Origin of the sequence: Cypionkella sp. (assembly GCF_034376685.1) — a bacterium.
GTDB lineage: Bacteria > Pseudomonadota > Alphaproteobacteria > Rhodobacterales > Rhodobacteraceae > Cypionkella.
Window position 1 is genome coordinate 50,013 of the sequence record NZ_JAXMJJ010000036.1, and the last position, 11,577, is coordinate 61,589.

At 61.4% G+C, this 11,577-nt stretch carries 9 protein-coding genes and 1 tRNA gene; 6 read left to right on the forward strand and 4 right to left on the reverse strand.

What is annotated here, in order from left to right:
• Positions 1 to 31 precede the first annotated feature (31 nt).
• Genes U1A24_RS08085 through U1A24_RS08095 form a run of 3 tightly spaced genes read right to left on the reverse strand, consistent with a single transcriptional unit; the run spans position 32 to position 5,033 of the window.
• On the reverse strand, positions 32 to 3,190 hold the full coding sequence (locus tag U1A24_RS08085) for an efflux RND transporter permease subunit (RefSeq protein WP_322321469.1): 3,159 nt from the start codon (positions 3,188 to 3,190) through the stop codon (positions 32 to 34).
• Between the two features lie 3 nt (positions 3,191 to 3,193).
• Positions 3,194 to 4,369: an efflux RND transporter periplasmic adaptor subunit gene (locus U1A24_RS08090; protein ID WP_322321470.1), complete on the reverse strand. Its 1,176-nt coding sequence runs from the start codon at positions 4,367 to 4,369 to the stop codon at positions 3,194 to 3,196.
• A 55-nt stretch (positions 4,370 to 4,424) separates the two neighbouring features.
• Positions 4,425 to 5,033: a TetR family transcriptional regulator gene (locus U1A24_RS08095; protein WP_322321471.1), complete on the reverse strand. Its 609-nt coding sequence runs from the start codon at positions 5,031 to 5,033 to the stop codon at positions 4,425 to 4,427.
• A 217-nt stretch (positions 5,034 to 5,250) separates the two neighbouring features.
• On the opposite strand from U1A24_RS08095, the gene U1A24_RS08100 reads away from it, so the two are divergent.
• Complete coding sequence (locus U1A24_RS08100; RefSeq protein WP_322321472.1) at positions 5,251 to 6,603, forward strand: efflux transporter outer membrane subunit; 1,353 nt, start codon at positions 5,251 to 5,253, stop codon at positions 6,601 to 6,603.
• A 142-nt stretch (positions 6,604 to 6,745) separates the two neighbouring features.
• On the opposite strand, the gene U1A24_RS08105 is transcribed toward U1A24_RS08100, so the two are convergent.
• Positions 6,746 to 6,830: transfer RNA gene (locus U1A24_RS08105), tRNA-Leu, on the reverse strand.
• Positions 6,831 to 7,024: 194 nt separating this feature from the next.
• Between U1A24_RS08105 and U1A24_RS08110 the strand changes: the two genes are divergently transcribed.
• The 5 genes from U1A24_RS08110 (at position 7,025) to U1A24_RS08130 (ending at position 11,577) form a co-directional block, all read left to right on the forward strand.
• On the forward strand, positions 7,025 to 8,008 hold the full coding sequence (locus U1A24_RS08110; RefSeq protein ID WP_322321473.1) for a complex I NDUFA9 subunit family protein: 984 nt from the start codon (positions 7,025 to 7,027) through the stop codon (positions 8,006 to 8,008).
• Positions 8,009 to 8,011: 3 nt separating this feature from the next.
• Positions 8,012 to 8,812, forward strand: coding sequence for an undecaprenyl-diphosphate phosphatase (locus U1A24_RS08115; protein ID WP_322321474.1), 801 nt, complete (start codon positions 8,012 to 8,014; stop codon positions 8,810 to 8,812).
• A gap of 161 nt (positions 8,813 to 8,973) precedes the next feature.
• Positions 8,974 to 10,410 (forward strand): NAD(P)-dependent oxidoreductase, encoded by a 1,437-nt coding sequence (locus tag U1A24_RS08120; RefSeq protein WP_322321475.1) that lies wholly within the window; start codon positions 8,974 to 8,976, stop codon positions 10,408 to 10,410.
• A 32-nt stretch (positions 10,411 to 10,442) separates the two neighbouring features.
• Entirely contained in the window at positions 10,443 to 11,150 is a 708-nt protein-coding gene (locus U1A24_RS08125; protein ID WP_322321476.1) for a hypothetical protein, read from the forward strand.
• Positions 11,140 to 11,577 carry a GFA family protein gene (locus U1A24_RS08130; protein ID WP_322321477.1) on the forward strand — a complete coding sequence of 146 codons (438 nt, stop codon included), beginning with the start codon at positions 11,140 to 11,142 and terminating at the stop codon, positions 11,575 to 11,577. Before U1A24_RS08125 ends, U1A24_RS08130 begins: the two co-directional genes overlap by 11 nt.

Genomic DNA, 11,577 nt, shown 5'->3' on the forward strand with positions numbered 1-11,577 from the left:
GGGCGCAGGGCCTAAGGCGCTTGGGTTCGCCCTAGGCAGGTGTGGCCGTAATCGGAGCCTTGGTCTGGCCCCGCGAGAACAGGCGGTTGATCAGCACGAAGAACACCGGCACGAAGATGACGGCCAATGCGGTGCCGGTGATGGTGCCAAACAGCGTGGCATAGCCGATGGCTTCACGCGCCCCGGCACCCGCGCCCGAAGACAGCACCAGCGGCACCACCCCCAGACCGAAGGCCAGCGACGTCATCAGGATCGGACGGAAGCGCAACCGCGCCGCCTGTGTCACCGCTTCCACTGCCGACTCGCCAAGGCTGGCCATGCGCTCGCGGGCAAATTCCACGATCATGATGCCGTTCTTGCCGGTCAGACCCACCACGGTCAGAAGCCCAACCTGGAAGTAAACCCCGTTCGACTGCCCGCCAATCCACGCGCCAATCAACGCACCCAGCACACCGACCGGCATCGCCAACAGCACCACGATCGGGATCGTCCAGCTTTCATACAGAGCTGCCAAGCACAGGAACACCGCCGCAAGCGCCAGACCATACAGCGCCATCGCCCCGGCTCCGGCTTCCTTTTCTTCCAGCGACATACCTGTCCACTGCAAGCTGAAACCCGGCGGCAGTTTGGTCGCAAGCTCTTCCATCGCGGCAATCGCCGCACCCGAGGTAAAGCCAGGCGCCGCGGTTCCGTCGATACCCATCGACGGCAGGGCGTTGTAACGGGTCACCTGTTGCGGCCCATACACCCATTCATGCGTTGCAAAGGTCGAGAAGTCGACGAAATCGCCGTTCACGTTCTGCACGCGCCACAGCGCCAGATCTTCGGGCGTGGATCGCGCTGCCGGTTCGCCCTGCACGAAGACCCGCTTGACGCGGCCTTGATACAGGAAGTCGTTGACATAGGCGCTTGACCAGATCGTGTTCAGGAACGTGCCGACATCAGCCGCCGTCACCCCCACGGCCCCCGCTTTGGCCCAGTCGATGTTCAGACGGAACTGCGGCGCATCTTCAACGCCACTTGGCCGGACACCGCTCAAGGTAGGGTCCTGCGCGGCCATGCCCAGCAGCATATTGCGCGCCGCCAGCAGTTCTTCATGGGTCTTGCCGCTGGTGGCTTGCAGATAGGCGCTGAAACCGTTCGACGTGCCCAGCTCTGACACCGCCGGAGGTGCGAAGGGCACCACCATCGCCTCGTTGATGCCAAAGAACAGCGGCCCAAAAGCCCGGCCCGCGATGGCCTGAACCGACGACTCGACGGTTGTGCGCTCGCCCCAGTCTTTCAGCTTGGTGAACAACAGGCCCATGTTCTGACCCTGCCCACCAAACGAGAAGCCGCGCACCGAGAACACCGCTTCGGCATTGGCGGCCTCACCTTTCAGCCAGTAATCCTCGACCTTGCGCAGAACCTTTTCGGTGGCCCCGGCTGTGGCACCCGACGGCAGCTGCACGATGGTAATCAGCGAACCCTGATCTTCGTCCGGCAAAAACGATGTCGGCGTGCGCAGATACAAAGCTGCCATACCGGCCACGATCACCGCGTAAATCAGCAACATGGTCAGTGGCTTACCGGTCACAAACCGCACCAGCCCGGTATAAGCAGTGGTCATCCGGCCAAAGTTGCGCTCAAACCAGCTTGAAAAACCGCCTCCCAATCTCGCCAATATGCCCTGCCGCTTTGCGCCATGCACATGCGGCTTCAGCATCGTGGCACACAAAGCAGGCGTGAAGATCAGCGCCACCAGCACCGAAAGCCCCATCGCCGAGACGATGGTGACCGCGAATTGCTTGTACATCTCACCCGTGGCACCGCCAAAGAACGCCATCGGCACGAAAACCGCCGACACCACCATCGCGATGCCCACCAGCGCGCCCGAGATTTCGTCCATCGACTTCTCGGTCGCCTCTTTCGGCCCAATGCCTTCTTCCTGCATGATGCGCTCGACGTTTTCGACCACCACGATGGCGTCATCCACCAACAAGCCGATGGCCAGAACCATCGCCAACATGGTCAAGGTGTTGATCGTAAAGCCCAGGCTGGCCATGATGCCAAAGGTGCCCAGCAAAACCACCGGGACCGCCAGCGTCGGGATCAGCGTGGCGCGGAAGTTGTGCAAGAAGATCAGAATCACCAAGACCACCAACACGATGGCTTCGATCAGCGTCTCCACCACGGCCTCAATCGACAGCAGCACGAAGGGCGTGGTGTCATAGGGGATGACATAGCTTGCGCCCGCCGGGAAGTCGCGCGACAGCTCTTCGATCTTGGCTTTCACCAGATCTGCGGTCTCCAGCGCATTCGCACCTGACGCCAGTTGCACCGCCATAGCCGCCGCGGGCTTGCCGTTGTAAAAGCCCGAGATTTCATAGGTCTCGGCCCCCAACTCGGCGCGTGCGACATCGCGCAACAGCACAAGGCCACCGTCGGTATCGGCGCGCAGCACGATGCGTTCAAAATCCTCGGGTGTTTTCAGCAGCGATTGCGCGGTGATGGTGGCGTTCAACTCTTGCCCTGCGGGCGCAGGCATCGCACCAAAAGCCCCTGCCGAAATTTGCGCATTCTGCGCGCGGATCGCGGCAATCACCGTTGCAGGCGACAGGTCGTAATACTTCAGCTTCAGCGGATCAAGCCAGATCCGCATCGCATATTCCGAGCCAAACACCTGCACCTTGCCCACACCATCAAGTCGCGAAATCGGCTCGACCAAATTGGACGCCAGATAATCCGCAAGGTCGATGTCGCTTTGCGCCCCGCCTTCCGAGACCAGACCGACAATCATCAAAAACCCGGTCGCGGATTTCTCAACGGTCACGCCCTGTCGCGTCACGGTTTCGGGCAGCCCGGCTTCGGCCTGCGCCAGCTTGTTTTGCACCTGCACCTGCGCAATGTCAGGATCGGTGCCGATGCGGAAGGTCAGCGTGATCGAGATTTGCCCGGTCGAGGTGGTGGACGAGTTGATATAACGCAGGCCGTCAAGGCCGGTCATCTCTTTCTCGATGATCTGCACCACGGTATCGGCAGCGGTTTCCGCCGACGCACCGGGGTAACTCGCGCTGATCACGATCGAAGGCCCCGCAATCGACGGATATTGTGAGATCGGCAAACGCATCACCGACAGCACGCCCACCGCCATCACGATGATCGCCAACACCCATGCAAAGATCGGGCGATTGATAAAGAAACGCGACATGGATCAGTTCCCTTCAGCGGGGGCGGCAGCCGGAGCAGCCGCAGCAGCATCCTCTGGCGGCAGGATCACAACATCAGCGCCCGGTCCGGCCTTCTGAAAGCCCGATGTCACAATCTGATCGCCTGCGTTCAATCCCGAGGTCACCACCCAGTTGCTGCCCGAGGCCCCCAGAATGGTGACCGGACGCACGGCAACCTTGCCGCCCTCTGCGCCACCTTCGACAATCCAGACATTCGCCCCGCCGCTGACATCCCGCATCACAGCGCTTTGCGGCACAAGGATTGCGTTCTTCTCAGTGGCTTGCGGCAGCTCGACCTCAACATAAAGACCCGGCAACAAGTAGAAATCCGGGTTCGCAAAGCTGATCCGCAGCGTCACCATGCCAGTGGTCGGCTCGACCTGCGGCTCGGCGGCTTTCAACTGACCCTTCTGGCCAAAGGTCGCGCCATTCGGCAGGATCATCGTGGCTTCGGCACTTTGCAAAAAGTCGCGCGCCGCACCGGGGCTTTTCCAGCGCAGCAAGTCATTCGCAGATTGGGTGACATCGACGAAAATCGGGTCCAGCGTGCGGATCGTCGCCAGCGTCGCCGCTTGCTGTGCGCCCACCAGCGATCCGGTATTGGCTTGCGACAAGCCAATCACCCCGGTGATCGGCGCGCGGATCGTGGTGTGATCAAGATCAATCTCGGCGCTGACCTGCTGGGCCTTGGCCGATTGCAACGCCGCCGCCGCCGCATCGCGCGCGGCGATAGCCTTGTCGCGGTTGGCGGCAGAGCCTGCATTGCTCGACAGCAATTCCTCGGCACGGTTTCCGTCCGATAGGGCAAGATTATAGTTTGCTTGCGCTTGCGCAACAGCGGCTTTGGCCGCAGCGACGGTGGCGGCATAAAGCTCGTCTTCGATCTTATACAAAGGCTGGCCAGCTTCGACCCAGGTGCCTTCCTCGAACATCCGTTCGCGGATGATGCCCGACACTTGCGGTCTGACCTCGGCCACGGTCGAGGCTTTGATCCGGCCCGGCAGGCGGGTGGTCAGGGTATATTCGCCAACTTTCGCGGCCAGAACCCCCACGGCGGGCGGCGGCGGTGCTTGCTGGGCAAGCGCGGCAAGCGGCGTCACGCACAGCGCCAGCGCGATGAAGGATGCACGCAGCGGCGCATGTCGGATAAGGTTTTTCATGGGTTGGCCTGTTCGCAGTTGAGGAGGTGTCGGGACAAGGTCGGGAAAGCGTAGATCAGGAGGCGGGCTTGCGGAAGAGCGCCATTTGCTTGCGGAGAAATCTGTTGCCAAGGTCAGACAGCGAGAAACATTTGCCCGAGCGTAACCACTCGCTCAGCAAACCATTCATCGTCGCCATCAAGATCCCCGCGGTTTCTTTCGGGGTGAAATCATCCGAGAGCGTGCCCTGTTCGTGGGCAAGTCCGATCAAAGCCGAAAGCGTCAGAAACATATCGGCGTTCATTTCCTGCATCCAGGCCATGCCCTCAGCATCGGCAGAATGCGTGTTGAGGATGATAAAGATCCGTTGCTGACGCTCATCTTGCTCAAAGCTGCGCAGCACTTCTTCAGCGACCTGTTCCAGCAGCCCCAGCGGATCGCTGTGCCCCTCTTGCGCTGCCCTGCGGATCAATACCTTTTGCGGCGGCTCATTGCGTTTGTGCAGCGCACGCAGCAGGTCGATCTTGTCCTTGAAATGCCAGTAAAGCGCGCCACGGGTGACCCCGGCCCTGCGGGAGATTTTCTCCAGCGTCGAGGCCGAAACCCCCTGTTCGCAGAACATCTGCTCAGCCGCATCCAGAATCGCGCAGCGAGTCTGTTCGGCATCTTCTTTGCTTCTGCGCATACGAATCTCCGGCGGCTTCGCGGTCTCTTTACAAACATTCATGGATGTATGTAAAGAGGCGCTGAAAAATACTTGGCCGATACAATGGGGTAGCTTCCCGATGCACCAGCCACACATCATGATTGAACATCAAGGAGCTTCCCCCATGCCCCAGCATCCGGCTGTAATCCCAAGCGCGCAAGGCCTTTCCGCATCCCCGGCGCATCCCTCGCGCCGCATGCTCCTGCTTTGGTCGGCTGCTGCCCTGACATTGGCAGGCTGCACCCAGATCGCCTACGAATCGCCCACATCCGGCGTCGCCGCAGACTTTGAAAAGGGCGCGCCCGCCCGCAAAGATGCCGCCGCCACCCGCAACTGGTGGCTGGCTTTCCGCGACCCGACCCTCAATCAACTGATCGACGCGGGCATGACCCGCAACCTTGATGTGCGCCAAGCGGTGGAAGCCATCAACGAGGCCCGCGCAAATTCGGCAGGGGTGATCGCCAACGACTTCCCGCAGATCTCCGCCCAAGGCACAGCGCAGCGTGGCGATAGTCAGGGCGCAGGCGTCAGCGAAACCTCATCGGTGGCGGGCAACGTCTCTTGGGTGGCGGATGTGTTTGGCGCCAATAGCAATGCCCGCCGCTCGGCAGCCGCACAGCTCGACGCCGCCTATGCCACGGCGGATGTGGCGCGGTTGGTGATGCAAAGCGGCATCGCCAATGCCTATGTCGATCTGCGGTTTCAGCAGGCCAGCATCGCGCTGACCCACAAATCGCTGGAAAGCCGTCGCAGCAGTCTGGGGCTGACGAAAAGCCAGTTCGACGCCGGAGCAACAGATCGTCTGGCCGTCCTGCAAGCCGAGCAACTGGTGGCCGAAGGCGAGGCGCAGCTGCCGGGTTACGAGACGGGCTTTGATCAGGCGCTGGCACGGCTGGCCACGCTGACCGCCCGCAAAATTGCCGATCTGCGCCCGATGCTGCAACGCGGTGCTGCCCAGCCCCGGCCGCGATTTTCCGCCAGCGTCGGCATCCCCGCCGATGTGATCCGCGCCCGCCCCGATCTGCGCGTGGCCGAGCGCAACTATGCCTCCACCGTCTTCGCCATCGGCGTGGCAAAAGCGGCGTTCTATCCGTCGATCTCGCTGTCCGGCAACATCACCCCGACGAATGGATCTGGCAGCAGCATCACCACTTGGGCGGTTGGCCCTGCGATCAACCTGCCGATCTTCACCGCAGGCGCGAACACCGCCAATCTCAACAAAGCCGAAAGCCGGGCCGTGCAGGCGCGTCTGGGCTGGGAAAGCGCCGTGCTGAATGCGATTGAAGAGGTTGAAAGCAGCCTTGCCGCTTACCGCCGCGACAACCGCAACGTCGCAGCCCAGCAACGTCTGGTCGACACCTCCGCTGAAGCGGTGGAACTGACCCGCACCAACTTCAGCGCCGGCGGCACCGAGTTTTCCAACGTCCTGACCGCCGAGCGCAGCTATCTGACGGCACAGCAGGCCTTGGCCGCAGCCCTGCGGCAACAGGCCGCCAACTTCGTCTCACTCAGCGCCGCCAGCGCGGGCGGCACCGGCGGTGCTGGCTGACCACAAGAGATGCGGCGGCATTTGGCAACGTAGCAGCCTCATGCCGCCGCCGCATGGTTCGGGGAAGTCGCCAAATGCCAAGGCCGGGGGAAAAACAAGAAACCCCGCAACCAGTTAAGGTGCGGGGTTTTCTGTGAGACTTTGGTGCCCAGGAGAGGACTCGAACCTCCACGTCTTGCAACACTGGTACCTGAAACCAGCGCGTCTACCAATTCCGCCACCAGGGCAAGTGTCGTGGGGGCGATGTAGCCAAGCGCACCGGGGGAGTCAACGGGGCCTTCGCGAAAAATTGACGGGCTTGGCGAAAAACTGTGGGCCTCGCAGAAAATCCGGAAAATCTGTCGCGGGGAATAGACTTGCCGCTGTGGCCCGGTCAGATTATTCAGGCGGGAACGCATGGGCACGGCCAAAGGGGTTTCGCATGAGCAAACTTGTCACGATCTACGGCGGATCGGGTTTTGTCGGCCGCTATATCGCGCGCCGGATGGCGAAAGAGGGCTGGCGCGTCCGCGTCGCCTGCCGCCGCCCGAACCAGGCTTTGTTCGTCAAACCCTATGGCACCCCCGGCCAGGTTGACCCGGTGTTCTGCAACATCCGTGACGATGCCTCGGTGCTGGCCGCGATGGCGGGCTCGGATGCCGTGGTGAACTGCGTTGGCACCTTTGATCGCGGCGGCAAGAACAACTTCACCGCCGTGCAAGCCGAAGGCGCTGCCCGCATCGCCCGTCTGGCCGCCCAGCAAGGCGTCCCCGCCCTCGTGCATATCTCGGCCATCGGTGCCGATGTGAACGGCGCCAGCCTCTACGCCCAATCCAAGGGCGAGGGTGAGGCCGCCATCCTTGCAGCCTATCCCACCGCAATGATCCTGCGGCCCTCGGTGATTTTCGGCAATGAAGACGGCTTCTTTAACCGCTTCGCCGCGATGTCCCGCTTGGGGCCGATCCTGCCCTTGGTCGGTGGCAATACCAAATTCCAGCCGGTCTATGTCGATGATGTCGCCCAAGCCGCCGTCAAAGGCATCAAAGGCGAAGCCCACGGTATCTATGAACTCGGCGGCCCGGACACAGAGTCCTTCCGCGCCATCATCGCCAAAATGCTGACGGTGATCCGCCGCCGCCGTCTGGTGCTGAACCTGCCGTTCTTCATCGCCAACATTCCCGCCACTCTGCTCGATTTCGCGGCCTTCGCCACCGGCGGCATCTTCCGCAACAGCATCCTGACCCGTGATCAAGTCGCCTCATTGCGCAGCGACAACACCGTCGCCCCCGATGCGAAAACCTTGGCCGATCTCGGCATCACCGCCACTGACTACGCCTCGGTGATCCCGGAATACCTCTGGCGCTACCGTCCCTCGGGCCAATACGCGGCGATCAAGGAATCGGCGAAGCACCTCAAGAAAGCCTGAGTTTTGGAACAGACCCTGACCGCCGCCCTGCTTGGTTTGCTGGAGGGGTTGACCGAATTTATTCCGGTATCCTCGACCGGTCATTTGCTGCTGGCGGGCCATTTCCTCGGCTTTGAATCCAACGGCAAAACCTTCGAGGTGGTGATCCAGCTGGGCGCGGTGCTTGCCATCCTCACCGTCTATTTCGGCAAACTCGTCACCGTTTTCGGCACCGCCCACCGCGACCCTGCCGCGATGCGCTTCATCATCTCGGTGCTGCTGGCCTTCCTGCCTGCCGTGGTGATCGGCGTCATCGCTCACGATGTCATCAAGACCGTGCTGTTCGAATCCCCCATGCTGATCGCCATCATGCTGATCATCGGTGGCGTGATCCTGCTGTTTGTCGAGCGTGTCGCCCCGATCCCCACCATCGACAACGCCGATACCATCCCGTTCCGCAAAGCCCTCGCCATCGGTTTCATCCAATGCCTTGCCATGATCCCCGGCGTCTCGCGCTCTGGCTCTACCATCGTCGGTGCCCTCATGCTGGGTGTCTCAAAACGCGCCGCCGCCGAGTTTTCGTTCTTCCTGTCGCTGCCGACTATGGCAGGCGCAGTTGTCTACGACATCTATAAATCCCGCCACACGCTCGACTTTTCGGCATGGACCGATATTTCCGTAGGTTTCATCGTCGCTTTCGTGACTGCCGTTTTCGTGGTGCGCGGCCTGCTGAACTTCGTCTCCCGTCGCGGCTATGCCCCCTTCGCATGGTGGCGAATCATCATTGGTTCTCTTGCCCTTGCGGCACTTTTGGCGGGCTTTTAGGCATATAGGTATCATTTGCTGACCTAATATTGACGCACTCCGTCAGAATTGTTGACCTACCTGCGAAAAAACCTAAAGATAGGTCAGCCATGCTGACTTTTATTAGGCGCCGTTCCAAAGTATCAACGCCCGACAGTGAAATTCCACCTAAGGGGCAGATCATGGCCGGGCAGAAAATGCTGAAATTCGTGACACTGGGCAAAGAGATGCCCACCAAGCGCGATGCTGAACTGCGCAGCCATGATTTCGATGAAATCTATCGCCAATACGCGGTCGACAAAGCCGCCGAGCAGGCCAGCCGGTGCAGCCAATGCGGCGTGCCCTATTGCCAGTCGCATTGCCCGTTGCACAACAACATCCCTGACTGGCTGCGCCTCACCGCCGAGGGCCGCTTGGAAGAAGCCTACGAGCTTTCGCAAGCCACCAACACCTTCCCGGAAATCTGCGGCCGCATCTGCCCGCAAGACCGCCTTTGCGAAGGCAACTGCGTCATTGAACAATCCGGTCACGGCACCGTCACCATCGGCTCGGTCGAGAAATACCTGACCGACAAAGCCTGGGAAATGGGCTGGGTCAAACCGATCAAAGCCCATACCGAGCGTATGGAATCCGTCGGCATCATCGGTGCTGGCCCCGGTGGCCTTGCCGCCGCTGACGTGCTGCGCCGCGCCGGCGTGCAAGTCACCGTCTACGACCGTTACGACCGCGCAGGCGGCCTGCTGACCTACGGCATCCCCGGTTTCAAACTGGAAAAGCCCGTGGTCATGCAGCGCATCGAGCAGCTTGAACTCGGCGGCGTCACCTTCGTGCTGAACTGCAAAGTCGGCGAAGACCTGTCCTTTGACGCCATCCGTGGCCAGCATGACGCCGTGCTGATCGCCACCGGAGTCTACAAAGCCCGCGACATCGAAGCCCCCGGCGTCGGTGCCAAAGGCGTTGTCCGCGCGCTGGATTACCTCACCGCCTCCAACCGCAAAAGCTTCGGCGATGATGTGCCCGAATTCGACTCGGGCGAGTTGAACGCCGACGGCAAACGTGTCGTCGTGATCGGCGGCGGCGATACCGCGATGGATTGCGTCCGCACCGCCATCCGCCAAGGCGCTACATCGGTGAAATGTCTCTACCGCCGCGACAAAGCCAACATGCCGGGCAGCCAGCGCGAAACCCAAAACGCCGAGGAAGAAGGCGTCGATTTCGTCTGGCTCTCCGCCCCGAAAGGCTTCACCGGCGGCACCACCGTCGAAGGCGTTATGGTGCAGAAAATGCGCCTTGGCGCACCGGATTCCTCGGGTCGCCAAACCCCCGAACTGATCGAAGGTGCCGACTATATCGAGCCCGCCGATCTGGTCGTGCAAGCGCTGGGTTTCGAGCCCGAAGCCGTCCCCACCCTCTGGGGCGTCCCCGACCTCGCCGTCACCCGTTGGGGCACCATCAAAGCCGATTTCCGCAGCCACGCCACCAACCTGCCCGGCGTCTATGCCGCAGGCGACATCGTGCGCGGAGCATCCTTGGTAGTCTGGGCCATCCGCGACGGGCGCGAAGCCGCCGACTCCATCCTGGCCTATCTGGCGCAACCCGCCAGCGTTGCGGCAGAGTGATCGCAAAGATCGCACCCGAAAGGAACCTCCTCATGCGGACCGCCCTGCTTCTCCCTCTGTTCCTGTTTGCCACACCCGCCCTCGCAAGCTTCGTCCCGCCCGAGGGCTGCACCGCCACCCTGACCGTGCAGTCGCGCGGCTGCTATGTCGCGAACTACTACACCTGTGAGAAAGACAATCCCGGCGACAAATGGCGCGCGGATTTCGATCAGGAAGGCATGTTCTATCTCTCGAAGATCGACCGTGAAACCCAGTGGATCGAAAGCTATGATCTGAACCCGACGGTCGTTCAGACCCTCGACCCGAACCCCAAAGATCCAGCGAATTTCTCCAACCTGCTGGCGACGGGCCGGGATGATTTCGAGTTCGGCCTCAGCAAGGACAATGGTGAACACAGCAATGTCAAAGGCTTCGACAGGCTGACAGGCGACTCCGTTACGATCGACGGTGTCACCCTCAAGCGCACCGAATTCGATTATGTCGAAACCGATGACGCGGGCAATGAACTGCGCAAGGCGCGCGGCTTTGAATACATCAGTGAGGAATATCGGAACTTCTTTTCCGGCCAGTCCGAATGGTGGGATGGCACGCAATGGCTGCCGCTGGAAGGCAGCCCGGTGCAATTCCACATGCCCGGCGACAAGGGGTTCGGCGCGACGCAGCCGATCTTCGAATGCGACGCCGTGATGTCCGAAGCCACGCCGCTGGAGCGGTTATGGAGGGCATCCGATGGCCGCTGAACACACCGGGCAATGCCTCTGCGGCACGGTGCGCTTGCAGATCACCGGCCTGAACCCTGACGTGCACGCCTGCCATTGCGGAAACTGCCGCCGTCAATCCGGTGCCTGCACCATGACCGTGATGGTGCCGCCGGACGGCCTGACCATGCAGGGTGCCGAGGCGGTGACAACCTACCAATCCTCGGATTGGGCCGCGCGCAGCTTTTGCAATCGCTGTGGCACGTCGCTTTGGTATCGCTTCACCGAACCGGGTGATCAGGCCGAATATTTCCTGAACGCAGGCCTGCTCGATGATCTGACCGGCCTGAAACTGACGCAGGAAATCTACTATGACCGCAAACCCGACGCTTGGGCCTTTGCGGGTGACACCGAAAAACTGACCGGGGCCGAGGTTGAAGCCCTGTACGCCGCCAGCCCGAAGGAGTGA

What these genes read in the sequence shown, in the direction of transcription:
- U1A24_RS08085 (WP_322321469.1), bottom strand. Translation starts at nt 3,190, where the DNA reads ATGTCGCGTTTCTTTATCAATCGCCCGATCTTTGCATGGGTGTTGGCG.
- U1A24_RS08090 (WP_322321470.1), bottom strand. Translation starts at nt 4,369, where the DNA reads ATGAAAAACCTTATCCGACATGCGCCGCTGCGTGCATCCTTCATCGCG.
- U1A24_RS08095 (WP_322321471.1), bottom strand. Translation starts at nt 5,033, where the DNA reads ATGCGCAGAAGCAAAGAAGATGCCGAACAGACTCGCTGCGCGATTCTG.
- U1A24_RS08100 (WP_322321472.1), top strand. Translation starts at nt 5,251, where the DNA reads ATGCTCCTGCTTTGGTCGGCTGCTGCCCTGACATTGGCAGGCTGCACC.
- U1A24_RS08110 (WP_322321473.1), top strand. Translation starts at nt 7,025, where the DNA reads ATGAGCAAACTTGTCACGATCTACGGCGGATCGGGTTTTGTCGGCCGC.
- U1A24_RS08120 (WP_322321475.1), top strand. Translation starts at nt 8,974, where the DNA reads ATGGCCGGGCAGAAAATGCTGAAATTCGTGACACTGGGCAAAGAGATG.
- U1A24_RS08125 (WP_322321476.1), top strand. Translation starts at nt 10,443, where the DNA reads ATGCGGACCGCCCTGCTTCTCCCTCTGTTCCTGTTTGCCACACCCGCC.
- U1A24_RS08130 (WP_322321477.1), top strand. Translation starts at nt 11,140, where the DNA reads ATGGCCGCTGAACACACCGGGCAATGCCTCTGCGGCACGGTGCGCTTG.